Genomic DNA, 24,728 nt, shown 5'->3' with positions numbered 1-24,728 from the left:
ATAACCTGTGACGCTTACCCTAAACCAGTTTGAACGCGGAACGCAAGGGCTTTTTTAGTGAAAATATTCCGGTCATTAATTCTGCTCCGAGATCATGATTGCCACGGTGTCCGGCTCCAGGGCGCGGAACAGATGTTCGCGATCCGCGGGGTAACAGATATAGTCGCCGGGGCCCAGTTCCTCAAGGGCTTCGGTCAGCCCCAGCAACGCCCGGCCGCGGGTAATGATCATATGCTCTACCGAACCCGGCGGGTGAGGGGGCGACAGGCGATCGGCGCCGGGTTGAACCACCACCTGGTATATGTCGCGCCGGGCGCCTGGGGGGCAGTTGGCCAGTAAAATTGCCTGATAGTTAGAGTGTTCCGCCGTGACCCGGCTCCCTTCGCCGTAGCGCAGCACCCGGGTGGTGGTTTCCTGGTGTTCCAGAAGCTGGGCGAAGGGGATGTTCAGGGCCACGCACAGCGACCAGAGGGTCTCGATACTGGGATTACCGTGGCCGCCTTCCAGCTGCGATAGCGTGGATTTAGCGATGCCGGCGCGTCGGGCGACTTCGCTTAGCGACAGGCCAGCGCGTTCCCGCTCCCGGACCAGACTCTGGGCGATGACGCGGATCGGTTGGGTCATGAAAACTCCGTTATTCCTGATACTGAATGTTTTTTTAAATGAACATAACGTTCATCTTGATAAACGGTCACACGATGTTCATTATAATGGATACTTCCGTTCGATGAAGAATCTATTGAGGTTATTTATGTTCACTCAGCGTTTCGCCTGTCTGCCGGGCGAGACTAAAAAAGCTGTCTTACTGGTTTGCCTGGCCGTGGGGGTCGTTGGGGTTTCCTATGGCTCACTGGCGCTGGCTTATGGTTTCCCGCTCTGGGTGCCGGTGGTTTCTTCCATGCTGGTGTTGGCCGGGGCATCGGAATTTATGTTCGTGGCGATTATCGCCAGCGGCGGCAGCCCGATTACCGCGGCGCTGGCGGGGCTATTGGTGAATGCCCGCCATATTCCGTTCGGCGTTGCGGTGCGTGAACTGGTCGGCGGGAGGCTGAGTCAGCTTCTGGGCTGCCATATTATGAATGACGAGAGCGTGGTGTTCGGCATGTCCCAGCCGACCCTGGAAAAACGTAAGGCCGCCTACTGGCTGTGTGGAATCGGCGTGGCGATCGCCTGGCCGCTGGGGGTTTTGCTCGGCGGCGGTGTCGGCAATTTTCTGCCTGCCCCGGAAACTATTGGCCTTGATGCCGTCTTTCCGGCCATTCTGCTGGCGCTGGTGGTTCCGGCCTTAAAGAAACGCACGACCCTGATTCGCGCCAGCACCGGCGCGGTGATTTCGCTGGCCGCCGTACCCTTTACCCCCACCGGTCTGCCGGTGCTGTTATCGATGCTGGGCTTACTGGCAAGGAGGAAATAGTGTCGGAGACCCTGATGATTATTATCGGCATCGCCATTCTGGCGGCGGGCACCTGGCTGATGCGCTATTCCGGTGCGGTGCTGGGCAACCGGCTGGCGTTTTCGGAACGCGCTCAGGCGCTGCTAACCGATGCCGCCACCACGCTGCTGTTCTCTGTCGCGCTGGCGGCCACCATTTATGAGAACGACCACTTTGCGGGTATGGCCCGGGTGGCGGGCGTGCTGGTGGCGGTGTTTCTGGCCTGGCGCAAGGCGCCGCTGATTGTAGTGATTGTGGCGGCGGCCGTGGTAACCGCCGGGCTGCGTTACCTTGGGGTGCATTAAAAACGTCATTTTGCACGGTTATTGAGCCAGGATTGATGCCGTGAATTGTCAGTTTGCCGCTGCTGGCGTAGCCTTAACGCAATAGGTAAGCAAGCTTCCTTTTAAAAGGAGTATGAAGGTATGAAAAAGGTCGCGATTGTCGGGTTAGGGTGGCTGGGGATGCCCCTGGCGCTCTCACTGATCGGTAAGGGCTGGCAGGTTACCGGCAGTAAAACCACAGAGGATGGCGTAGAAGCGGCGCGGATGTGCGGGCTGGAAAGTTATCTGCTGCGGCTTACTCCGGAACTTGAGTGTGACAGTGACGATCTTGAAGCGCTGCTCGAGGTCGACGCGCTGGTGATTACGCTCCCGGCCCGCCGCAGCGGCGAGGGGGAAGACTTTTACCTGCTGGCGGTGCAGGAGATTGTCGACAGCGCCCTGGCACACGCTATTCCGCATATTGTCTTTATCAGTTCCACCTCGGTTTATGGCGATGCCGAAGGGGTGATGACGGAAGATTCTCCGCTGAACCCGGTAACCGACAGCGGTCGTTGGCTTCGGGAGCTGGAGCACTGGCTGCACGATTTGCCGGGCACGTCGGTGGATATTTTGCGCCTGTCCGGCCTGGTGGGGCCGGAGCGTCACCCCGGGCGCTTTTTCGCCGGTAAGCGCGCGCCCCACGGTAATCATGTGGTCAACCTGGTGCATCTGGAAGACGCCGTGGCGGCCATTGAACTGTTACTGGAAACGGAGGGCGGCGGTCGCCTGTATAACCTGAGCGCGCCGCAACATCCCACCCGCGGCCGTTTCTACCCGCAAATGAGTCGCCAGCTTGGTCTGGAAGCCCCGTTATTTAGCGATGACGCTAACGGCGGAACCGGCAAGCAGATAGACGGTAGTTTAATCTGCCGGGAACTGGGGTTTCATTACCGCCATCCTGACCCGGAAAGGATGCCGCTGGAGTAGAAAAATTCTCCAGGTCTGAGCGTAGAGCAATCCCGCGTGGCGCCTGACGGCGCGGCCTTTTGGCAGGGGGGCATTTTTCGTCAAAAAAGAATTGGCCGATCGTGGCTTTTTCATCTTGTCATCCGGTCATTTCCTGGTGCAAAATACGCGCCCTGCAAAACGAGAGATTAACCGACGTTAAAAAGGCGTCGGTTATTTTTTTGCATGTAGCAAAGTGAATTCAATAAAAGAGGCCGGGCTCAGTACCGGATAGATACTTACTTTAAAAAGCACGACAGATGTGTCGCCGAGGAAAACTAAGATGGTGCAATTTTTTGTTTTTGCGTCAGGGGGTTACAACCATGTCGCATAACGCCACCGCTACTTCTTCTTCCCGCGTGGAACTGCGTAAGACGCTTACGCTGATTCCGGTTGTGATGATGGGCCTTGCCTATATGCAGCCTATGACACTGTTCGATACGTTTGGTATTGTGTCCGGCCTGACCCACGGTCATGTCGCCACCGCCTACGCCTTCGCACTGATTGCCATCCTCTTTACCGCCCTGAGCTACGGTAAGCTGGTTCGCCGCTTCCCGTCTGCCGGTTCGGCCTATACCTATGCCCAGAAGTCCATCAGCCCCACGGTTGGCTTCATGGTGGGCTGGTCGTCGCTGCTGGACTATCTGTTCATGCCGATGATCAACATTCTGCTGGCAAAAATCTATTTCGAAGCCCTGGTACCGTCGGTTCCGTCGTGGATCTTCGTGGTGGCGCTGGTGGGCTTTATGACCGTCTCTAACCTGCGCAGCATCAAGACCGTGGCGAACTTCAACACGCTGATCGTGATTCTGCAGCTGGCCATTGTGGCGGTGATTGTCGGTCTGGTGGTGTGGGGCGTGGCCCACGGTGAAGGCGCCGGCACTTTGGTGAGCTCACGTCCGTTCTGGGGCGAGAACGCTCAGGTGGTGCCGATGATCACCGGTGCGACCATTCTGTGCTTCTCGTTCCTGGGCTTCGACGGCATCAGCTCGCTGTCGGAAGAGACCAAAGACGCCGAGCGCGTGATTCCTAAGGCGATCTTCCTGACCGCGCTGATTGGCGGCCTGGTGTTTATCGGCGCCTCTTACTTTCTGCAGCTCTACTTCCCGGATATCTCGCGCTTTAAGGATCCGGATGCGTCTCAGCCTGAGATTATGCTGTATGTGGCGGGCCACGCCTTCCAGTTTGGCGTGCTGATTTTCTCCAGCATTACCGTGCTGGCTTCCGGTATGGCGGCTCATGCTGGCGTATCGCGCCTGATGTACGTGATGGGCCGCGACGGCGTCTTCCCGACCCGTTTCTTCGGCTATGTTCATCCGACCTGGCGTACTCCAGCGCTCAACGTGCTGCTGGTTGGCGCCATCGCGCTGCTGGCGATTAACTTCGACCTGGTCACCGCGACGGCGCTGATTAACTTTGGCGCGCTGGTGGCCTTCACCTTCGTGAACCTGTCGGTGATCTCCCAGTTCTGGATCCGTGAAAAGCGTAACAAGACGCTGAAGGATCACATCAACTACCTGGTACTGCCGATCTGCGGTGCGCTGACGGTTGGGGCCCTGTGGGTAAACCTGGAGGAGAGCTCCATGGTGCTGGGACTGATCTGGGCGGCTATCGGTCTTATCTATCTGGCCTGTGTGACCCGTAGCTTCCGCAACCCGGTTCCGCAGTATGAAGATATTGCCCAGTAATTACTGAGCCGATACGAGAAGGGCGCCAAAGTGGCGCCCTTTTTTACTCTTTAATATCAATCAGCTTTTTCACTTCCAGCTTTTCCAGCTTGCCGCCTGACTCTGCCAGAAAATTGTTATGCCAGGTCATGGCCATATGTTCCTCCAGCGCCTGGGCCGACTTCCAACGCTCAAGAAAGACAAAGTGACCGGGGTTGCCCTGCTCTTCATGAAGATCGTACTGAATACAGCCCGGCTCGCTGCGGTTGGATTTCAGCATCGCCCGGGTTGCTTTACATGACGCCTCGTGGTGTTCCGGTTTTGCCACGATCGGAGCCGCGACTTTGACTTCGCCCATTCTTATACTCCTGTCAGGTGTTAAGAAAGACTCAGTCATAAGCGTAGCCATTTTTTATCCGGCCAGCTCCTCGACGTACTGCCACAGCGCCTTCAGCAGGTTCTGTTTATCGGTATCGCCGTCGTGCTGCTGCCACAGCTCCTGAAGATGCGTGGCGTAGCTTTGCAGCGCTTCGGGGGTGAAGACTCCCCGGCGGTGCTCCAGCCAGCGCTGCTGTTCTGGCTCAATCAGGGTGCCCGGGAAGTTGCGGGCGCGATAGTTAAACAGCAGCTTTTCAATGCGCGGATCGGCAAAGGTAATATCCAGCGCGGGCAGATTTTGTGGCGCGGTTTCGCGCACAATGGTCATGGCAGTGCGGTCGGCATCGCTGAAAAAGCCATCGTACAGTTGGGCATCCACATTGCTGTGGGGCGGAAAGGGCGGCGCTTCGGCAAACAGGGCCACCAGCTTTTCACGTACCTGCGGCGAGGCGCGCAGGGTCTTCAGGTTATCCAGACACTGCTGACGGTTAATGCCCAGACGCTCCGCATCTTCCGGACGCAGGGTGCTCCCCGGCGCCAGCACCGGGCACTTATTCAGATGTACCAGCTTCACCGGCACCGGTGAGTCATCGCCCAGTTCGGCCTTCGGGGTATAGAGGCGTTCGCGCAGGGTATCAGCGTCTAATTCCAGCAGTGGTGCGATATCACCCGCCAGATCCACCATAATCACCGCATTGCGATTGTCGGGGTGCCAGGCCAGCGGGGCTATCCAACTGGTATTACCGCGCCAGGCACCGAACATCCCGGAGACGTGAACCAGCGGCTTCATTTGGGGAATATCGATAAGGGTCGCCAGCTTGCGCTTATTGCGGTGGCTGTACAGGTAATCGAACAGCCGCGGCTGACGACTTTTCACCAGTTGCGCCATGGCGATGGTGGCATAGACATCCGCCATCGCATCGTGGGCGTTGGCATGTTCCACGCCGTTGGCGGCGGTCAGATGCTCAAGCCGGAAGCTCGGCAGCCCGTCATCGTTTTCCGGCCAGACGATACCATCCGGACGCAGGGCATAGCAGGCGCGCATCACATCCAGCAAATCCCAGCGCGAATTATTGTGCTGCCAGCTCCAGGCGTAGGGATCGAAAAAGTTGCGATAGAAGATATTGCGCGTGACCTCATCGTCGAAGCGCACGTTGTTATAGCCCAGCACGCAGGTATTGGGCACGGTAAACAGATCGTGGATGCGCTCAGCAAAGCGCGCTTCGTTATCGCCACGTGAGCGCGCCTGTTGGGGAGTAATACCGGTGATCAGCACCGCTTCCGGGGTCGGCAGATAGTCGTCTGCCGGTTTGCAGTAAAAAACCTCCGGCTCGCCGATAATATTGAACTGTGCATCGGTACGGATGGCGGCGAACTGCGCCGGGCGATCCAGCGCCGGATGGGTGCCGAAGGTTTCATAGTCATGAAAGAGGAAGGTCGGCTGCTCGGCTTTTTTATCCACGGTATCGCTGTGCTCCTGGGGTTGTGCGCGGCTGAAATCAGACAGGCTATGGTAAACCAGAACTCCCCCCGGCTGAAACTGCCACGGCGCTTATCGGTGTCAGAACCGCAGGGCAGACCAGGAATCGACGGATAATGCCCCTGTTACCGTGAAATTGTGAAATGGCTGTGCCAGGATAGGGGCTGTGTTAAATCGGGCCAGCGCGGGGAGCGTTATGCGGGATTACCGACTGGATAGCATTAAAGCGTCCCTTATTTTTTTAGTGGTTTTTGGTCATATTATCGAAGCCGCAGTTCCGGGGTCACCGATGCTGTCCCGCATTTATGATTTTCTGTATCTGTTCCATATGCCCGCCTTTATTTTCCTGAATGGCTATGTGGTTAAAGAGCGCTTTACGGTTAATTATCAGACGATTTTCTATAAGCTGATAATTCCGTTTGTGGCCCTCAGTCTGCTGTATGAACTGGCCGAATTGATTATTTACCGTGACCTGTCCAGCTATATTAAGAACGGGGCCCCTAACTGGATATTATGGTATCTGTATAGCCTTATTTTCTGGAAGCTGTTAACGCCTCTGTTTATGCGGCTGCGGTTCGCGCTGGGCATCTCCATTGCCGTGTCGGTGGCAGTCTCTTTTGTCGACTTTGACGGTTACGCCTTCGGCATTATGCGTACTTTGGTCTTCTTCCCGTTCTACATCGCCGGGGTTCAGGCCGCCTCTTCGAATCGCCTGCGACTGGAGAACGTCTTTAACCCCAAAGCCGCCTGCGTGGGGGCGGTGATATTGCTGCTGAGCTACCTGTTCGGCGACCAGTTTGGCACGGCGCTGCTGTACGGCAGTAGCACCTTCCCGGCGCTGGATGAAGGGCTTCGTGAAGCGGCGCTAATGCGTTTGGGGCACTACCTGCTGGCAGTGCTCTGCATCTACGCCTTCTGCGCCCTGACGTGGTGGTGGCGTGGCCTGGCGAAAATCGGTACCCGCACGCTGTTTATCTATGCCCTGCACGGGCTGGTGGTGAAATATCTGCTGTGGGATGCGTTGCAGAAACTTAATGCGCCATGGCAGGTTGCTGTGGCGGCACTGGCGGCGGCAACGGGGTTGACCTGGCTACTGTCACGCGATGGCGTAAAGCGGCTGATGGATGGCTGGATAGCGCTGGTTGGCCTGGTTCTGGCTCCGCGGGAAAACCGGCGCAGCCAGAAGCAAGCGAAAGGGTAGGATTATTTGCTCAGTTTGCTGGTGGGCGTAATTTCGGCGGTGGTATCGTTAATCAGAACCACCTGATAATCTTCGCGATCGAAGCTAAAGGTTTTCGGCTTACGATTTAAATAAGTCAGCACTTCCAGCTCATTTTTGGAATAAGATTTATCGGGATTCCCGAGCTTCGATATAATTTGCTGTTTTGACATTCCGGTATCAATGTCAGAAATTTTACCGGCAGAGGAACATGCACAAAGCACCAAAGCGCAGGCCGAAATGGCAATTTTTTTAATCATTGGTATTCCTGTCTTTATCGCTACTTCTAAAACGAACATCAATATACAGCAAACAACCGGTTATTTTGTGGCCGTTTGTGCAACATTGCGGCCGCTATTATGCCATTTTATGTAACACCCCGCTTGTTATTTTATGGCAGTAAACATTCTTAAAATAACAGTGATTGTAGGGTCTAATTAATGGCAGACGGCTAAGTAAGCCGTAATGGCGGGCTCCTGAGCGATCGCGTGGTTCAGACGTCTCTTCTTTGGCATCACCGGCGGATAAACGACAATCGGCGCATTTCTGTGTGGCTGTCATACTTTCTTGCAATTTGCCGCAGCACCGTAATAAGAAGTTCCGTAAAACAGGCGACGTTTTTTGTAGTCATTGAGGACATGCCGTTGAAATTCCGCTTTATTCTTGCTGTTTCTTTTCTTTCCTGCTGCGTTCAGTCCGCCACGGCAGCGGAGGCACCGGTACAGCCGTTGCCGCAGCCACCGCAAATCCAGGCCGGTTCATGGGTATTGATGGATTACACTACCGGCCAGGTACTGACTTCTGGTCATCCCCATCAACAGCGTAATCCCGCCAGCCTGACCAAACTGATGACCGGCTACGTGGTGGATCGCGCTATCGATAGCCAGCGTATTTCTCCCGACGACGTAGTGACCGTCGGTAAAGATGCCTGGGCTCAGGGGAATCCGGTGTTTAATGGCTCCTCTTTGATGTTTCTCAAGCCTGGCGACAAAGTAACGGTGCGCGACCTGAGCCGTGGCCTGATTGTAGATTCCGGCAACGACGCCTGCGTGGCGCTGGCCGACCATGTGGCGGGCGGTGAGCCGCAGTTTGTGCGGATGATGAACGACTATGTGCAGAAGTTGGGGCTGAACGATACCCACTTCGAAACCGTACACGGCCTGGATGCGCCGGGTCAGCACAGTTCGGCGTGGGATCTGGCACTGCTGTCGCGGGCCATTATCCACGGCGAGCCCGAGTTTTATCATATGTACAGCGAGAAGAGCCTGACCTGGAATGGCATCACGCAGTACAACCGTAACGGCCTGCTGTGGGATAAAACGCTGAATGTCGATGGGCTGAAAACCGGCCATACCTCTGGGGCGGGCTTTAATATTATCGCTTCCAGCGTGGATGGTCATCGCCGCCTGATTGCCGTTGTGATGGGGGCAGACAGTTCGAAAGGGCGTGAAGAGCAGGCTCGCAAACTGCTGCACTGGGGCCAGGATAATTTCGATACGGTTCGGGTTATGCACAGTGGTAAACAGGTGGGCCAGGAACGAGTCTGGTACGGCGATAAAGAGAAGATTAGTGTGGGCCCTGAACGCGACTTCTGGATGGCGCTGCCGAAGAGTCAGGTTTCTGGCATTAAGGCGAAGTACGTGCTGGATACGCCCAACCTGGAAGCTCCGCTCAAGGCTCACCAGCAAATTGGTGATATCGAGCTGTATAACGGTGACAAAGAAGTTGCCAGAATGCCACTGGTGACGCTGGAAGCCGTAAACAAAGGTGGTTTGTTCTCACGGATTAGCGACTGGTTCAGCAAACCCTGAGTTTGATCGACTACGCCGGGCGGGACTCTTTCCCGCCTTTTTTGTCTTCGCCTTTCTTTCTGCTCTTTTTTTCACCACCATTATGGAATCCGTATCACAGGATGGCGTTAGGGTATCTTGCAGGCTATTTCTGACTTTGATATTAAGCTGTATAAATATACAGTTATTGTCTCCGGAGGAGAATATGCACTATCAGATTCAACGGGTTGCAGAACGTACGCTGGCGGGGTTTCACCTTGTGGGGCCCTGGGAAAAAACGGTGCCGAAAGGGTTTGAGCAGCTTCAGGCCTGGGTCACCACCAAACAGCTGGTTCCCAGAGAGTGGATCGCCGTCTACTTTGGTAACCCGGAACTGACGCCGCCGGAGGCGCTACGCTGCGATACCATGATATCGGTCGATCCGGCGTTTGAGATACCGCCCAATAGTGAAGGGGTGACCAAAACCCGGCTGGCGGCAGGTCTGTTTGCCGTGGCCCGGGTACAGGTGGCGGATGGCGATTTCACCGCGCCCTGGCTTAGCTTCTTCACGGCCGTTTCTGGCGATGGGGCGCATCAGCTCAGGGAAGGGCCGGTATTTGAAATCTATCTTAGCGACGGGAGCAACGGCGTGTGGGATATCGAGATGTATATTCCGGTCGTGCTAAAGCAGGCTGAATAAAAACGGGGAGCCGAAGCTCCCCGGGTCACGATTACTCTTTGAGCTTTTCGCGCATCTTCTGAACGTCGCTGGCGCTGACGGCGGGTGCTGCGTTGCCCCAACTGTTGCGAACGTAAGTCAGCACGTCGGCAATTTGGCTGTCGGTCATGGTGGCTGCAAAAGCGGGCATAGCTGGTGCGGTCGGGCGCTCTGGCGTATCCACGCCGCGGCTGCCGGCCAGCACAACGCGCATCAAAGAGACCGGCTCTTTGGCGTTGAGAAGCGGGCTGTCCGCCAGTTGCGGGAAGATATGCTGCACGCCTTTACCGGAAGAGGTGTGGCAGGCGGAGCAGCGATCAAAATAGATCGCTTTACCGGTGACCATTTGTGCCTCTTCAGGCTTCAGCGGTGCTGGCGGCTGTTCGTTATCCTGTTTCAGGGATTTCAGATAGACCGCCACGGCCTGCAGATCGCCATCGTTCCAGTGCTGTGAGGAGTTTTTCACCTCTTCGGCCATCGGCCCGGAGGCGATGTCGTAGCGGTTCATCCCGGTACGCAGGTAGTCTTTAATATCCTGAACGCTCCAGCGGCCAATGCCGTCGTGGTTAGCGGCAGTGATATTAGGCGCCCACCAGTTTTCAACTTCGGCGCCCTGCAGGAACCGGTCGTTCTTGTCACCGCCCAGAATATTTTTGGGGGTATGGCAGGTGCCACAGTGGCCAAGACCCTGCACGATGTAAGCACCGCGATTCCATTCCGCGGACTTCGACATATCGGGTTGATATTGCCCTTTGTCGAAGTTCAGCCAGTTCCAGCCAATCAGACTGGTACGTACGCTGAACGGGAAGGGTAACTGGTTGGTTTCAACGTGCTGCTTCACCGGTGCCAGGGTCTGCAGATATGCCCAGATGGCGCGGTTGTCCTCATCCGAAACTTTGGTGTAGGCGGTAAAGGGCATGGCGCCATACAGTCGCTTGCCGCCGTGGCCGATGCCTTCCGACATGGTGCGGCGGAAGTCGTCATAGGTCCAGTTACCGAGGCCGGTCTCTTTATCCGGCGTAATATTGGCGCCGACCAGGCTACCGAATGGCGTTTTAAGCTCTACGCCGCCAGCGAACGGTTTGCTGGGTTCGGCCGTGTGGCAGGCGGCGCAGTCACCCAGGGTCGCCAGGTAGCGCCCTTTTTCTACCTGGTCGAATTCCGGCTGAGCCAGCGCCTGGGCGGAGGCCGCCAGGCAGGAGACGGCGAGCAACGACAGTGCTAAACGTTTCATACGTTAATCATCTCCCCCGGATTCTTCAGGTAGAAATTACGGATGGAGAACGCGGCCTTATAGGCCAGCGCCCCTACGGTGCCGGTTGGGTTATAGCCCGGGTTCTGCGGGAAGGCGGATGCCCCCACCACGAACAGGTTCGGCACGTCCCAGACCTGGAGATGCTTGTTAACGGAACTGATGGAAGGATCGGCACCCATAATGAATCCGCCCACAACGTGGGAAGACTGGTACGGCATGCTGTTCCAGTGGCCGGTCATCGGTTTAGAGACTATCTCGCGCGGGTTCATCGCTTTGGCGATCTCCGCCACTTTGTTGGTGCAGTACTGCGCCATCTTCAGATCGTTTTCCGGGAAGTCGAAGGTAATGCGCAGCAATGGTCGACCCAGGCGATCCTTATAGTTGGGATCGAGCGAGAGGTAGTTGGTACGAGTGGTGTAGCTACTTGCCTCACAGCCAATGGACATGGTGCTCTGGTAGTTATCCACCATCGCTTTCTTCCAGCCCTTGCCCCATTTCGGGGAGCCCGGCGGGGTGGGGTGGTAGCCGATAGGCGCACCGCCGATGGGGGTAACGCGAATACTGCCGCCGCCAAAGAAGCCCAGGCCGCTGTGGTCGAAGTTATCGTTGTTAAAGTCGTCGATGCCCATACCGACAGCGCCAGCCCCGATGAACGGGTTGAACTTCTTGTCGTCGAAGAACAGGGTCACGCCATTGGCGGTCTGGTAGGCATAGTTACGCCCGGTGGTGCCGCTGTTGGTGACAGGATCATAGGCTTTGCCAATGCCGGAAAGCAGCATCAGGCGCACGTTTTCAAAAGTAAAGGCGGCAACGATCACCAGTGACGCAGGCTGTTCCCACTCGTCGCCGGAAGAGTCGATATAGGTGACTCCGGTGGCGCGCTTGCCGCTGCTGTCGGTATTCACCTTCAGCACTTCGCAGAAGGTGCGGGCTTCGAAGTTGGGCTGGCGCATCAGGGCTGGCAGTACGGTGGTGATGGCGCTGGCCTTGGAATAGTTAGCACAGCCGTAGTTGGTGCAGAAGCCGCAGAAAGTACAGGGGCCCATGACCACGCCGTAGGGGTTGGTATAGCCTTCGGAAACCAGCGAGGACGGAACCGGGAAAGGGGAGTAGCCCTGATTCTTCGCGGCTTGTGCAAACAGCGTCGGGCCATAAGGCTGCTTCAGCGGCGGGGTGGGGTATTCGCCGGAGCGAGTGCCCTCGAAGGGGTTGCCGCCTTCCTGTTTTTCGCCATTGACGACGCCTGCTTTTCCGGATGTGCCCGCGACCCGTTCGAAGGCCATATAGTGCGGTTCCATCTCTTCCCAGGTAGTGCCCCAGTCCTGCAACACCAGTTCATCGGGAATGCTGCCATAGCGTTCCAGCAGGTGGCTTTTCAGGCGGAACTCTTCCGGCTGAAAACGGAAGGTGATGCCTGCCCAGTGGTTACCGGCACCGCCGGTGCCGTTACCCGGGTGGAAGGAGCCCCAGCTACGCATGGGAAGCGCGGTCTCGGATGGGTTGTTACGCATGGTGCAGGTGTTCTGTCGGGTGCGCAGCATCAGCTCCTGGCGCTGCACATAGCGCAGTTCGTCCGGTACCGTGGCTACGTTGAAATCGCGGGCGGTATCGCGCCACGGACCGCGTTCAATACCGACCACCCGCAGGCCTTCGTCGGCCAGCTCTTTGGCGATGATGGAGCCAGCCCAGCCCAGGCCGATCACCACCACGTCGGTTTCAGGAAGTTTTTTTGCCATGATTGATTATCCTTTCTTCATCCAGTCCGCGCTGCCGGTGATGCTGACGGGGGTAAATTTCAGCTCTTCGTTATGACGCTCGATGAAATCGCGGTAGTCATAGCGTGCGCCGGGGAACCCGATCATCTTCCAGGAGACCATATCGCGGTTACCGCCGTAGACGGGATCGGCAAAAAAGCCTTCGGTGGTGTTGCTCAGCACCTGCGCAAAGAAGTCCGCGCTCTTGATGCCTTCCAGGGCGATCTCACCCTTTTCCAGCGCAGTCAGGACATTATCCTGATCGTCGCCGCTCAGTTCGTGAAAACCTTTGTTGTGCTGATTCCGGCACCATTTATCCAGCGCTGCCAGCCCGATGCGGTAGCGCTGACGTGGAGTCAGCGGAGACTGATCGCCCTGCTCGGGCGTCCCCTCATGGAAAGGGCCTTCCATGTACAGGCGTTCAAAATTGCCGTAAAAGCCGTGGAGCTGTCGGTCGATAAAGACAGCGCAGCCTGCGGCTTTCCCGCCCACGCTGAGTTCATCTTCGGGAATCAGACGATCCACAATGGCTTCGAGGGTGGCGACTTCGGCGTCGTTGAAAAACAGCCAGCCTTTGCCGTCAAATGTTTCAGGGGGGTTATCGGCGAATGGCTCCCAGCCCGGAGCACCGGTTAACGTTGCCGCTTTCGCGGAACCAGTACCCAGGGCGAGTGCCGCGCCAGACCATGCAAGAACCTGCCGACGGGTGACCCCGGGCAGTGTTTTTTGTGGTTTGCGCATGTTGCTTCCTTAAAAATGCAGAAAATGCTGCGCTGAATGGATTACGCAGCGAATAGTGTGTGCTAAGGGTAGTTGCCTTTCTTTTGTAAAGATAAGGGTATTTAGTGCGATTTTGAAATGCAAATGTTAGAAAATATTAATGAATGTGATCTATTTTTAATCAAGAAATGTTACAAATCATCGAGCAAGCGGCGTTTTTACTGGTTTTTTGGGACAACTCCGGCGCCATGTTAAAATAATCTTTTATTACGTTACGCGGAGTGCAGGCGTGCGTCCTGACAAATCATTAACCTCCTTTGATATTCGCCTTTACCGCCACTACCGAATCGTTCACGGAGTGCGAATTGCGCTGGCGTTTGTACTGACCTTCCTGGTGGTGCGTCTGCTCGATGTGCCAGAAGGGAGCTGGCCGCTGATCACCATGGTGGTGGTCATGGGGCCGCTCTCGTTTCTGGGCAACGTCCTGCCGCGCGCGGTGGACCGTATCGGCGGCACCATTCTGGGGGCGGCGTTGGGGCTGGTAGCCCTTCAGCTCGAACTCTGGTCACTACCGCTGATGCTGCTGTGGTGCGCTGTCTCGATGTTCCTGTGCGGCTGGCTGACGCTGGGCAAGAAGCCCTATCAGGCGCTGCTGATTGGCATTACCCTGTCGGTGGTGGTTGGCGCGCCGACCGGCGAGATGGGCACGGCGCTGTGGCGGGCAGGGGATGTTATCTTCGGCTCTCTGCTGGCTATGCTGTTTACCATTATCCTGCCCCAGCGCGCGTTTCTGCTGTGGCGCATTCATATGGCAGACTTTTTCACCGGCTTCGATCGGTTGCAGCAGGCGGGGCTTTCCCCCAATCTGGTGGAGCGCCCGCGGCTCGACAAGCCGCTGCAGAAACTGCTGAACGACGTGGTGAAACTGCGGGCACTGATTGGCCCTTCCAGCAAGGAAACCCATATCAACAAGGGGATCCTGGAGGCGATTCAGACCGTCAGCCGCAATATCGTCTGCACTCTGGAGCTGCAGATTAATGCCTGGTGGGCGTCGCGCGAGAGCCATTTTGTCATGCTTAACGCGCATACGCTGCGGGAAACCCAGCAGATGACGCATAACACGCTTCAGGCGCTGAGCCGGGCGCTGTATGAAGGCAGTCCGGTACCGGTTAAGCGCAATAGCGAAGCGCTGGCGGAGATTGTCGATGAGCTGAGCGGGCTTCTGAAAGATCGCGAACCGGGTAATCGCTACGAGGCGCACATCTATGGCTACGTCTGGCTCAGTCTGGAGCTGGCGCGCCAGCTGGAGATGCTGTCGCAGCTTATCGCCCGGGCATTGCGCAAATAATCCGCGACCAGGGCGCCGAATGGCACGGGTTGTTTCGATTCAGCTGGTTTTAAGGGTATGATAGCCACACTATTTTCGGCCAGAATGAATGGCGAAAACCATTGTTATCAATGACCGCTATCATTAGTGTTGGGTCTGAAGCGGTTGTCTGAACGAATCCGAGTCTTACAATTAGCAGGGGTATAAAAATGGAAAATAGCAAGCCTTCTTTTCAGGATGTACTGGAGTTCGTCCGTCTGTTCCGTCGTAAGAACAAACTGAAGCGTGAAATTCAGGACGTTGAGAAAAAAATCCGTGACAACCAGAAGCGTGTACTGCTGCTGGACAACCTGAGCGAGTACATCAAGCCGGGCATGAGCGTGGAAGCCATTCAGGGCATTATCGCCAGCATGAAGAGCGATTATGAAGACCGTGTGGATGACTACATCATCAAGAATGCCGATCTTTCTAAAGAGCGCCGAGATATCTCCGACAAGTTGAAGACCATGGGTGAGCCGAAAGTGAACGGTGACCACAAAGCCTGATTCTGAGCTTTTTTCTCCCCGCTCTGGCGGGGAGATGCCGGTCACTTCGCGGGCTGACAAACCAGCGTGGTGATCCAGGGTGCTTCATAGCGCCATTCGCCGTAAAAACGCTGACCCGCCTTTAAATCCGCCGTCAGGCTCTCTCTGAGCTCCAGCACAAAGCTTCCCTCGTCGGCCGCGACCAGGGCCGCGGCATGAAAGCCAAAATAGCGCCGTACTTCCGGCCATAGCGCCTTATACAGGCTCTCTTTGGCGGAAAAGGCCAGCAGTATGCCCCATTCATCGCCGTAACCGGCCGCGCCCAGCCGCATCACCTCGGCATCGTTGATAATCTCCGGCCCGCAGTTGCGCATCACTTCGGCATCAAAGCGTTCCAGATCGACCCCCACCCGCCAGGGTATGGCGTCGGCCACCATCAGCGCCAGCGCCCGATCGCCGGAATGGCTGATGGCCCCCATGGCACCCGCAGGCCAGTGCGGCGCGCGATTCTCTGCCCGTAATACATGGCCGTGAATATCTGCCGCATCCAGTAGCTGCTGGCTGCACCAGCGCCCGGCCAGGTATTCGGCCCGCCGTTTCGTGACGGCGCCGGCCAGCGAATCAGGAAAGGGGACAGCCAGTTGCTGCCACAGCGTCTCCTGATACTGTTCACGATCGAAGGTCGCCTCACAGAAAAGCGCCTCAGGTTGGCTGGCCAACCGGCCGCAACGGGTTTGGGGCAGAAAGGGGGAGTGAAAGCGCTCTTTATCAATAATCAGCACGGCGTGGTTTCCAGAAAAAAAAGGCAGTCACTCCTGTTGCGCTCGCTGCTCCCGTCAGTGCGGCTAGCATAGGGGAACCTTCTCAGTCGGAGAGGCGTTATCGCTTTTCGGTGACAGCTCGCAAATTAAGCGAATACGGTCGCGTCCTGAATATCCGGAGAATACACCGCCGAAGCGGGACTCTGTATATCCGGTAAGCGTTTTCTGACCTTGCTCTATTATAACGGCCCACCGGGACAGCCTGTCCTGCGGGCCGATGGGAATCAACAGATGCCACTCTCCCGGTGGCGCCAGCGTAAAGCGCCCCAGGCTATCGGTAGTGGTGATGCGAACCTGTTTATCCACATTGGTTAATATCACTGGTACGTCGGCGACAGGCTGCCCCTGGTTGAGGATAACGCCTTCGATATGCGGGCTGTTATAGTCATGAAAGACGCATCCGGATAATGAAACCGTCAGAAGCAGGGCTGCTATGGTTGATAGCGCCCCGTTACGCAGGGCGGTGTGATGCATGGTCAGATCGCTCGACAGAGTGCGGGTGGCATTTATGTTAACACTATCACGCCATGCTGCGGGAGAGGATGTTGTCCTCTGGTCGTTACCAGCAAAAATCCCTGAATGCGTCTTCAGCTTTCGCGATGGGCAGAACGCTCGAACAGCTTATAGCGGATGAAAAACCGGAAGTCGTGGACGAAGCTCAGGTAATGGCCACTGATATTCTGCTTAACATCCACCCTGGCGGGCTGCGTGAGAAAGTACAGTAAACGCAGGTCAAAATGGCCCGGGCGCTGGGCATCCGGCAGCCTGGTGTGGCAGGAGTGGAAAAATCGGGCCGCGATCTGAAACTTCCCCCCTCAAACGTTACGTCGAGGCGGCAGGGGGCAAACTGCGCCTGGATGTTGAACGGGCGGATGGTTCTCACTACGAATTTGTACTGTAGAGGCTGTAGCCAGAGCGTAAAAAGCAAGAAGCCCGCTTAAGTTTCCTTAAGCGGGCTTCTTTAAATCTGGCTCCTCTGACTGGACTCGAACCAGTGACATACGGATTAACAGTCCGCCGTTCTACCGACTGAACTACAGAGGAATCGTGTGGAGGCTTATCATAGCGGCGAAAAAAAATTTGTCAAACCTCCGCAAGCTACCGCTGCATCGTTTGCTGAAAAGTTCGACATCCCGGCATAAAGCGTAACGATTTTTCATCAAAAAACCTTTGCAGGGCAGGGGATTGTGGCTCATGATTGAAATGTTGTTTCAACTTTCAGATGCAGGTCCACCTTGAGACTCTATGCTGCATTGCGCCAGGCGGTGGAGCGCACTCCCTGGTATTCCCGTCGTAAAAGCTACAAGACGCTGTTCTGGCGCGAGATTACTCCGCTGGCGGTGCCTATTTTTCTGGAAAACACCTGCGTTCTGCTGATGGGGGTGCTCAGCACCTTCCTGGTCAGTTGGATCGGCAAAGAGGCGATGGCAGGCGTCGGGCTTGCCGACAGCTTTAATATGGTGATTATGGCCTTCTTCGCCGCCGTGGATCTGGGTACCACGGTGGTGGTGGCCTTTAGTCTGGGTAAGCGCCAGGGGAAACGGGCCCGGGCGGCGACTCGCCAGTCGTTGGTATTGATGACGCTCATCGCCATCGGGCTGGCGCTGCTGATTCACGTGGTGGGCCAGCAGATTATCGACATTATCGCCGGTGCCGCCAGCGCGGAAGTAAAAGCCCTGGCACTGACCTATCTGGAGCTGACCGCCTGGAGCTATCCGGCGGCGGCTATTGCGCTTATCGGCAGCGGCGCGCTGCGTGGGGCGGGCAATACCCGTATTCCGCTGTTGGTGAACGGCGGCATGAATATCCTCAATATCATTATCAGTAGTGTGCTGATTTACGGTCTTTTTTCCTGGCCGGGGCTGGGCTTTATCGGTGCCGGACTGGGATTGACCATCTCGCGCTACATCGGTGCGCTGGGGATTCTCTGGGTGTTGATGAAGGGCTATAAATCGCTGCGGGTGTCGCTACGCAGTTACTTCCGGCCACTCAACGTGGGGATTTTATGGGAAGTCCTGGCGATTGGCCTGCCCGCCAGCGTGGAGTCAGTGTTGTTCAACGGCGGTAAGCTGTTGACTCAGATGTTTGTGGCTGGAATGGGCACCAGCGTGATTGCCGGTAATTTTATCGCCTTCTCCATTGCCGGGCTGATTAACCTGCCCGGTAACGCCCTGGGGTCGGCTTCGACCATCATCGTGGGGCGGCGGCTGGGTAAAGGACAGCGCGCCCAGGCCGAACGTCAGCTACGTCACGTGTTCTGGCTTGCCACCCTTGGGCTTACCGCCATCGCCTGGCTGAGCGCGCCTTTTGCCGGGGTGATGGCCGCATTCTATACCCGCGATCCCGAAGTGAAAGAGGTGGTGAAACATTTGATCTGGCTTAACGCGCTGTTTATGCCGATCTGGTCCGCCTCCTGGGTGCTGCCTGCGGGCATTAAGGGGGCTCGCGACGCCCGTTTTACCATGTGGGTGACGATGCTGGGTATGTGGGGCTGCCGGGTGATTGCTGGTTACATCCTGGGCATTGAGCTTGGTATGGGCGTGGTCGGGGTCTGGCTGGGGATGTTCCTGGACTGGGCGGTGCGCGCCGCCTTCTTCTACTGGCGTATGATAAGCGGCCGCTGGCTGTGGAAGTATCCGCGCCACCCCGAACGGACGCAGGAGGCGCGCAGGGAAGGCGGGTGAATGATTATGGCGACGCGGCCGACCAGGCTGCGTCGCGCACTTTTACGCTTACCGGCAACAGGCCGCTACGGGTAAAGCTGTCCGCCAGCGTCTGCTGCTGGTCAAAAATCTCCTCTGTCATGGGGGCCGCGCCGAAGGGCATGCGCGCCAGCGCTTTTTGCCAGATGGCTGGCGGCAGTCCGGTGGATGCCCCCAGAATATGTGCCGCCTCGGTCTGATGGGTATTGGCCCACTGACTTAACGCCTGTAATTCGGTCAGCACCCGTCTGGCAATCTGCGGCGAGCCTTCGGCAAAGCGGCGGCTGGCCAGATAGAAGGTGTAGTGGGGAACCAGCCCTTCGGCACTGGTTATCTGGCGGGCCTGGAGGCGCGTCTCTACTTCGGCCAGGTAAGGATCCCAGATGGCCCAGGCATCTACTGCACCGCGCTGGAAGGCGGCCCGGGCATCGGCCGGGGGGAGCCATACCGGCGTAATATCGCGAATGGTGAGCCCCGCTTTCTCCAGCGCGCGCAATAGCAGCCAGTTGACGTCGGAGCCTTTATTGAGCGCCACCCGCTTGCCTTTCAGATCCGCCACGCCCTGAATCGCTGAATCTGGCGGCACGACGATCGCTTCGGTCTGCGGGCTGGCTGGCGAGTGGCCCAGATAGACCAGATCGGCTCTGGCAGCCTGGGCGAACACCGGCGGTGCATCGCCGGTAGCGGCAAGATCGATACTGCCAACGTTTAATCCTTCCAACATCTGCGGCCCGGCCGGAAACTCCACCCAGCGAACCTGAACCCCGGATTTCTCCAGCGCCTGTTCAAGGCTACCGCGTGACTTCATCAGTGCGAAAATATTGGCCTTCTGATAGCCGATGGTGACCGTTTGCGCCTGGCTGTCGGGGGGGAACAGTACGCTTAGCGCAAGCGTTAGCAGGAGTGCGGTTATTCCTTTCATCTTATTATTCCGGATTGTACAGGTGGCGCCAGGATAGCAAACGCGCAACAGCGGGTTGAAATAACAAGATTGACGAAGGTATTGCGAAAATTGGGATAAGGCAGGAAAGAGAAACAAAAACCGCCCGGCAAGCGGGCGGTTTTCTAAATCTGGCTCCTCCGACTGGACTCGAACCAGTGACATACGGATTAACAGTCCGCCGTTCTACCGACTGAACTACGGAGGAATTGGGGTAACGGGGCGCATATTAGCGGCGGGTCATGGGCTTGTCAAAGCCTGTTTTCATGAAAAGCGCGCGTTTGCCGATAATTTCTGCAAACGCGCGAAATAAGGCCTTTTTTTGCGGTATTTCTAACGGAACGGCGGCTCGTTAAAGGTGCGTAACTTGCGGGAATGCAGGCGTTCGCCTTCGGCCCGCAGCAGGTCGATGGCGCGAATTCCGATCTGCAAATGTTCCGAGATAGCCCCCTCATAAAAGCGGTTCGCCTGACCCGGTAGCTTAATTTCGCCGTGCAACGGCTTGTCGGAAACGCACAGCAGCGTACCGTAAGGCACCCGGAAACGATAACCCTGGGCCGCGATAGTGGCGCTTTCCATATCGATAGCCACGGCGCGGCTCTGGTTAAAGCGCAGCGCCGAGGCTGAATAGCGCAGCTCCCAGTTGCGATCGTCGGTGGTCACCACGGTGCCGGTGCGTAGCCGCTGTTTCACCTCTTCGCCCGGCATGCCGCTAACCTGTTTGGTGGCGTCATACAGGGCGCGCTGTACCTCGGCGATGCTGGGAATGGGGATATCCGGCGGCAGCACCGCGTCCAGCACGTGGTCGTCGCGCAGATAGGCGTGGGCCAGCACGTAGTCGCCAATGGCCTGGCTTTCACGCAGGCCGCCGCAGTGGCCGATCATCAGCCAGGCGTCCGGGCGCAGCACTGCCAGGTGATCGCAGATGGTTTTAGCATTGGAAGGACCGACGCCGATATTGATCAATGTAATTCCCTGACCGTCGGCGGTGACCAGGTGCCAGGCGGGCATCTGATGCTTCTTCCAGGCCAGATCGGAGATCTCCTGCTCCGGCGTTTCGGTATCGGCGGTGATCCAGTTGCCGCCCGCGCAGGAGAGGGCGACATAAGGGCTGTTTGGATCGAGGATCTGCGCGCAGCCCCAGCTGATAAATTCATCCACGTAGCGGGTGTAGTTGGTAAACAGCACAAACGGCTGGAAGTGCTCCGGTGGCGTGCCGGTGTAGTGGCGCAGGCGCGCCAGCGAAAAGTCGACCCGTCGGGCGTCAAAGTGCGACAGCGGGTAATGTTCGGTGGGGTGCCAGAGACCGTCCGCCGTCTCATCGCCAATCAGCGCCAGTTCGGTATTGGGGAAGTGGCGCGCCAGGCCTGCGCTCATCGAACGATCCAGCCCCAGTTCGGCGCCGTCGATCACATAAGGCCAGGGAATCTCATGCTGCGAAGGGGCAATGCTAATCTGCGCGCCGTAGTCGTTATACAGCAGGGTAAGCTGCTCTTCCAGATAGCCGCGAAAAAGCTGAGGTTGGGTGATGGTGGTGGCATAGCTGCCGGGGTGGGTGAAGCGCCCCCAGGCCCGGCTGCGCGGGGCGCTGCGTGACTCGCCGTCCCAGCTTACCCGCAGTTCGGGATAGACAAAAAGTCCGGCGCGACGCGCCTGTTCGGACGGCAGCTCGCCGGTGTCGGTGTAGCGGGCGATGGCATCGCGCAAGGCCGCTACGGCGTTCTGGTACAGCTGTTCCAGTTTATCCAGCGCCTGGATGGGAGTCAGGCTGGCTGCGTTGTCCTGGGTCATGGTCTCTCCTTGCGGTAGTACAGGAAGCATTGCCGATAGTATGTCACAGCATCGCCAGAACAGAAGGCGTCGTCGGAATGAATTCGGTGCGCGAAAAGGGAAGGCGCGGGCGGAGATCCGGCCGTCTCCGCCGCTTATTGTTAGTGCTGCTCCGGCGCTTTCATCAGCAGCGCCGTTGCGCCGGAAAGCAGGCAGCCTGCCAGCAGATAAATCGCCACGCTGTGCCAGTCGCCGCCGGAAAAAGTGACCAGCGCCGCGGCGATAAAGGGCGTAAAGCCGCCGCCGACCACGCTCGCCACCTGATAGCCAACCCCGGCGCCGCTATAGCGGTAGCTGGCGCCGAACATCTCCGTAAACATTGGCTGCTGAACGCAGACCACCATATCGTGGGCGACATTCGCCAGCATGATCGAGAAGAAGACAATCCAGAATAGCGACTGCGCCTCCAGCGCCATAAAGAACGGAAAAGCGCAGACAGTGCCCACCAGCGCGCCAGAGATATAGACCCGGCGGCGACCAAAGCGGTCTGCCAGCCAGGCGAAGCAGGGGATGGTCAGGCAGCTCAGGCCGCCCACCAGCAGGCCGATATTCAGAAACAGTTCGCGCGGCAGCCCAAGATTCTGAGTCGAATAGTTCAATGCGAAGGCGGTGACGATATACATGGTCAGCAGTTCGCACAGCCGCAGCGCGATAATCTTCAGGAAGGCGCCGGGGTGGCGAATCAGCGCTTCGACAACCGGCAGACGCGGCTTAACGCGGGGAATCTGGTTCTGGCGCTGCTGTTCAAATTCGGCGGACTCTTCCATACCGTTACGCACCCACAGCGCTGCCAGCACCAGCACAATGCTGAACAGGAACGGAATACGCCAGCCCCAGTTCAGGAACTGCGCGTCGGTAGTCAGGTGGCTGATAAGCGAGACCAGACCGGTGGAAAGCAGCAGGCCGACGCCGTAGCCCACCTGCACGCCGCTGCTGTAGAAGGCTTTCTTTTTACTGGGGGCGCTCTCTACCGACAGCAGCGCCGCGCCGCCCCATTCTCCACCGACCGCGAAGCCCTGGATAGCCCGCAGGGTCACCAGCAGCACCGGCGCCCACCAGCCGATGGTGGCGAAAGAGGGCAGAATGCCGATAAGCGCAGTGGCGGCGCCCATCATCCAGACGGTCATCATCAGCATTCGTTTACGGCCCAGCCGGTCACCGAAGTGGCCGAAGATAACGCCGCCCAGCGGACGAAACAGAAAGCCGACCCCAAAGGTGGCGAAGGCCGCCAGGGTGCCCATGGCGGGATCAATCTGCGGGAAAAATTCGCTGTTAAAGACCAGTGCGGCGGTAATGCCATAGAGCAGAAAGTCATACCAGTCTACGACGGCGCCAGCGAAGCTACCCCAGGCGGCGCGACGGGCGCGGTGAATAGAAGGCGTCTCCTTATCAGAGGAAGCGGAGATGAGCGTGGAGTCCATAATTGTCCTGTCTGTTGATTTGGTTTTTTTTATTAGTATCGGGTGCGGGGCACTCACATTACAGCCGCCACCGTTGATGATGGCAGCAGTGAGACTACCGCGATGGACGGCGCGAGAAAACGATTTTATCAACCTCATTTGGGGGAAAGGTAAAAATAAGAGCAATGCGAGGGATAATCCGCCTTAAGCCCATCATTAATGTGTGGAAGCGTTCATTACTGGCAGAAAATCCTGGTGCGATGCACCTTATTTTTTAGTGGTTATAAAACAGGCAGAAACGGAATAATGAATTATGATTAGGTTTCACTGGGTAATTGATCTTCAGCCCTGAAGGCGACGATAAAATAATGGCGGATAAAGATGATGGGTAATCGTTCTCTGATATTATCGGGTATGCTGTTATGGGCAGGGAATGGGATAGCTGTGGCGGAGCCGCTGCCGATAGAGCTGGAGCCGATACGCAACTCGATGCGCGATAACGCAGGCGATCTGGCCAGACTCTACCAGGAGTTATCCATTATTAGCATTACGCCGGGCATCAGCGCGGCAAATTTTCGCGCCGATCATAACGCCAGCGATCCTCTGGATATTGATTCATGGAAATTAGCACCGAGTTACGCGTTCGATATCGGCGTTGATGGTTTCCGGCCCTATATTGAAGGCACCTTCGGTTATGTAAGAAGCGATCAGAACCTGGATTTAGGCGACAGTGATTATCTGAGGCTGGATACCAAAACGCTCTCTGCTTTGGGCGGCGTGGGGGCCGAGTTTGATATCGCCAGCAATACCATTTTACGCCCGATGGTGCTGGTTGGTTATTCGCACACTTCGAACGACGCTTCTTCCGCCGGATTTCTGGGAGATACCCTTTATAGTGCGGGGCGCGGCGTTATAGCCGATTTTAAAATGCGTAGCATGCTATACGGCGGTGCGCTGGAGCTGGAGCAGCGCCATCGCTGGGAAAATGATGTGAAGCTCACCGCTAACCTGCGCTATGACTACCTGGTGGATGATATCTACAGCGCCAGCGATTCGTCGCTGGAAGAGCGCAACGAATTTAATGTATTAACGGGGGCTACCGAGCTGAATGGCCCGACCGATCTCGCGCCGTTTGGCCTACCGTTGCGCTGGATTGGTTTTATTACCGGTACTTATATGCCTGACACCCGGGGAGATATTGGTTTTGACTACTTCGTGGAGATCGGCGGAGGTATTGAACTGGTGGATAACGGGGTAATTCCGGGGATCGAGGGTGTCAGCCTGCGCGGTTCCGGCATTGTCGGGGATGGGGTAGAAGGCTGGAGCGTTGGGCTGAGTGCGGAATTTTAACCGTCCAGACAGTGATATAATCGATTAGCTCTTTTAATGAGGATTCTCTGAATCCGTACACAAGGGAGATAAAAGAGAATAATTATTTAATTTGTTGATAATTAACTGATATTTATGTGATTCCTGGTAAAGCTCTCACGATAACCTCAATGATTTGGTGGATATGCGTGCATA

23 protein-coding genes, 2 tRNA genes and 1 pseudogene are annotated in these 24,728 nt (G+C 56.8%); 12 read left to right on the top strand and 14 right to left on the bottom strand.

Annotated features, from left to right (window positions below; translation table 11 throughout):
* Positions 1–75 precede the first annotated feature (75 nt).
* Positions 76–624 carry a helix-turn-helix domain-containing protein gene (locus SCU88_RS16740; RefSeq protein ID WP_138098233.1) on the bottom strand — a complete coding sequence of 183 codons (549 nt, stop codon included), beginning with the start codon at positions 622–624 and terminating at the stop codon, positions 76–78.
* Between the two features lie 127 nt (positions 625–751).
* Between SCU88_RS16740 and SCU88_RS16735 the strand changes: the two genes are divergently transcribed.
* The 4 genes from SCU88_RS16735 (at position 752) to SCU88_RS16720 (ending at position 4,388) form a co-directional block, all read left to right on the top strand.
* The gene (locus SCU88_RS16735; protein WP_138098231.1) at positions 752–1,414 is read left to right on the top strand and encodes an AzlC family ABC transporter permease; all 663 of its coding nucleotides are present in this window, start codon (positions 752–754) and stop codon (positions 1,412–1,414) included.
* Positions 1,414–1,737: an AzlD domain-containing protein gene (locus tag SCU88_RS16730; protein WP_138098229.1), complete on the top strand. Its 324-nt coding sequence runs from the start codon at positions 1,414–1,416 to the stop codon at positions 1,735–1,737. Before SCU88_RS16735 ends, SCU88_RS16730 begins: the two co-directional genes overlap by 1 nt.
* Positions 1,738–1,857: 120 nt before the next feature.
* Positions 1,858–2,682 (top strand): NAD-dependent epimerase/dehydratase family protein, encoded by an 825-nt coding sequence (locus SCU88_RS16725; protein WP_175341079.1) that lies wholly within the window; start codon positions 1,858–1,860, stop codon positions 2,680–2,682.
* 341 nt (positions 2,683–3,023) lie between these two features.
* A complete protein-coding gene (locus tag SCU88_RS16720) occupies positions 3,024–4,388 on the top strand; it encodes an amino acid permease (protein WP_175341078.1) in 1,365 nt (454 codons plus the stop codon).
* 43 nt (positions 4,389–4,431) lie between these two features.
* Here SCU88_RS16720 and SCU88_RS16715 read toward each other — a convergent pair whose 3' ends face one another.
* Both SCU88_RS16715 and sbcB read right to left on the bottom strand, forming a co-directional pair.
* Positions 4,432–4,725 (bottom strand): antibiotic biosynthesis monooxygenase, encoded by a 294-nt coding sequence (locus SCU88_RS16715; RefSeq protein WP_175341077.1) that lies wholly within the window; start codon positions 4,723–4,725, stop codon positions 4,432–4,434.
* A gap of 54 nt (positions 4,726–4,779) precedes the next feature.
* Positions 4,780–6,207, bottom strand: coding sequence for an exodeoxyribonuclease I (gene sbcB, locus SCU88_RS16710; RefSeq protein ID WP_138098221.1), 1,428 nt, complete (start codon positions 6,205–6,207; stop codon positions 4,780–4,782).
* A 214-nt stretch (positions 6,208–6,421) separates the two neighbouring features.
* On the opposite strand from sbcB, the gene SCU88_RS16705 reads away from it, so the two are divergent.
* Positions 6,422–7,426 carry an acyltransferase family protein gene (locus SCU88_RS16705; RefSeq protein WP_175341076.1) on the top strand — a complete coding sequence of 335 codons (1,005 nt, stop codon included), beginning with the start codon at positions 6,422–6,424 and terminating at the stop codon, positions 7,424–7,426.
* Between the two features lie 2 nt (positions 7,427–7,428).
* On the opposite strand, the gene SCU88_RS16700 is transcribed toward SCU88_RS16705, so the two are convergent.
* Positions 7,429–7,704: a hypothetical protein gene (locus tag SCU88_RS16700; protein WP_175341075.1), complete on the bottom strand. Its 276-nt coding sequence runs from the start codon at positions 7,702–7,704 to the stop codon at positions 7,429–7,431.
* Between the two features lie 378 nt (positions 7,705–8,082).
* Between SCU88_RS16700 and dacD the strand changes: the two genes are divergently transcribed.
* A complete protein-coding gene (gene dacD / locus SCU88_RS16695; protein WP_175341074.1) occupies positions 8,083–9,255 on the top strand; it encodes a serine-type D-Ala-D-Ala carboxypeptidase DacD in 1,173 nt (390 codons plus the stop codon).
* Positions 9,256–9,439: 184 nt separating this feature from the next.
* Positions 9,440–9,913 carry a DNA gyrase inhibitor SbmC gene (sbmC, locus tag SCU88_RS16690; RefSeq protein ID WP_175341073.1) on the top strand — a complete coding sequence of 158 codons (474 nt, stop codon included), beginning with the start codon at positions 9,440–9,442 and terminating at the stop codon, positions 9,911–9,913.
* A 31-nt stretch (positions 9,914–9,944) separates the two neighbouring features.
* On the opposite strand, the gene SCU88_RS16685 is transcribed toward sbmC, so the two are convergent.
* From SCU88_RS16685 to SCU88_RS16675, 3 genes are read right to left on the bottom strand one after another with little or no spacing between them, the layout of a single operon-like run.
* Positions 9,945–11,165 carry a c-type cytochrome gene (locus SCU88_RS16685; RefSeq protein ID WP_175341072.1) on the bottom strand — a complete coding sequence of 407 codons (1,221 nt, stop codon included), beginning with the start codon at positions 11,163–11,165 and terminating at the stop codon, positions 9,945–9,947.
* Positions 11,162–12,922, bottom strand: a complete 1,761-nt coding sequence (locus SCU88_RS16680; protein ID WP_175341071.1) for a GMC oxidoreductase — start codon at positions 12,920–12,922, stop codon at positions 11,162–11,164. The genes SCU88_RS16685 and SCU88_RS16680 overlap by 4 nt, the downstream gene beginning before the upstream one ends.
* A 6-nt stretch (positions 12,923–12,928) precedes the next feature.
* A complete protein-coding gene (locus SCU88_RS16675; protein ID WP_175341070.1) occupies positions 12,929–13,681 on the bottom strand; it encodes a gluconate 2-dehydrogenase subunit 3 family protein in 753 nt (250 codons plus the stop codon).
* A 268-nt stretch (positions 13,682–13,949) separates the two neighbouring features.
* Between SCU88_RS16675 and SCU88_RS16670 the strand changes: the two genes are divergently transcribed.
* Together SCU88_RS16670 and SCU88_RS16665 are read left to right on the top strand one after the other, a co-directional pair.
* Complete coding sequence (locus SCU88_RS16670) at positions 13,950–15,008, top strand: FUSC family protein (RefSeq protein WP_138098207.1); 1,059 nt, start codon at positions 13,950–13,952, stop codon at positions 15,006–15,008.
* 188 nt (positions 15,009–15,196) lie between these two features.
* Complete coding sequence (locus SCU88_RS16665; protein ID WP_138098205.1) at positions 15,197–15,532, top strand: DUF496 family protein; 336 nt, start codon at positions 15,197–15,199, stop codon at positions 15,530–15,532.
* 41 nt (positions 15,533–15,573) lie between these two features.
* On the opposite strand, the gene SCU88_RS16660 is transcribed toward SCU88_RS16665, so the two are convergent.
* Complete coding sequence (locus SCU88_RS16660) at positions 15,574–16,293, bottom strand: 4'-phosphopantetheinyl transferase superfamily protein (protein WP_175341069.1); 720 nt, start codon at positions 16,291–16,293, stop codon at positions 15,574–15,576.
* Positions 16,294–16,356: 63 nt separating this feature from the next.
* Entirely contained in the window at positions 16,357–16,806 is a 450-nt protein-coding gene (locus SCU88_RS16655) for a carboxypeptidase regulatory-like domain-containing protein (RefSeq protein WP_175341068.1), read from the bottom strand.
* 125 nt (positions 16,807–16,931) lie between these two features.
* Here SCU88_RS16655 and SCU88_RS16650 point away from each other — a divergent pair.
* Positions 16,932–17,233, top strand: a pseudogene (locus tag SCU88_RS16650) (transcriptional regulator).
* A gap of 67 nt (positions 17,234–17,300) precedes the next feature.
* Here SCU88_RS16650 and SCU88_RS16645 read toward each other — a convergent pair.
* Positions 17,301–17,376 (bottom strand) — tRNA-Asn (locus tag SCU88_RS16645).
* Positions 17,377–17,567: 191 nt separating this feature from the next.
* Here SCU88_RS16645 and SCU88_RS16640 point away from each other — a divergent pair.
* Positions 17,568–19,016: an EmmdR/YeeO family multidrug/toxin efflux MATE transporter gene (locus tag SCU88_RS16640; RefSeq protein WP_138098199.1), complete on the top strand. Its 1,449-nt coding sequence runs from the start codon at positions 17,568–17,570 to the stop codon at positions 19,014–19,016.
* A 4-nt stretch (positions 19,017–19,020) separates the two neighbouring features.
* On the opposite strand, the gene SCU88_RS16635 is transcribed toward SCU88_RS16640, so the two are convergent.
* From SCU88_RS16635 to shiA, 4 genes are all read right to left on the bottom strand, one after another.
* Complete coding sequence (locus tag SCU88_RS16635) at positions 19,021–19,956, bottom strand: aliphatic sulfonate ABC transporter substrate-binding protein (protein WP_175341067.1); 936 nt, start codon at positions 19,954–19,956, stop codon at positions 19,021–19,023.
* A gap of 150 nt (positions 19,957–20,106) precedes the next feature.
* Positions 20,107–20,182 (bottom strand) — tRNA-Asn (locus tag SCU88_RS16630).
* A gap of 125 nt (positions 20,183–20,307) precedes the next feature.
* Positions 20,308–21,765: an AMP nucleosidase gene (locus SCU88_RS16625; protein WP_175341066.1), complete on the bottom strand. Its 1,458-nt coding sequence runs from the start codon at positions 21,763–21,765 to the stop codon at positions 20,308–20,310.
* A gap of 140 nt (positions 21,766–21,905) precedes the next feature.
* Positions 21,906–23,225, bottom strand: a complete 1,320-nt coding sequence (shiA, locus tag SCU88_RS16620) for a shikimate transporter (protein ID WP_175341065.1) — start codon at positions 23,223–23,225, stop codon at positions 21,906–21,908.
* 360 nt (positions 23,226–23,585) lie between these two features.
* On the opposite strand from shiA, the gene SCU88_RS16615 reads away from it, so the two are divergent.
* Positions 23,586–24,554 (top strand): hypothetical protein, encoded by a 969-nt coding sequence (locus SCU88_RS16615; RefSeq protein ID WP_138098191.1) that lies wholly within the window; start codon positions 23,586–23,588, stop codon positions 24,552–24,554.
* Positions 24,555–24,728 lie beyond the last annotated feature (174 nt).

Source organism: Jejuibacter sp. L23 (assembly GCF_050815825.1).
Lineage (GTDB): Bacteria > Pseudomonadota > Gammaproteobacteria > Enterobacterales > Enterobacteriaceae > Jejubacter > Jejubacter calystegiae.
This window is presented reverse-complemented; position numbering and strand designations above follow the sequence as displayed.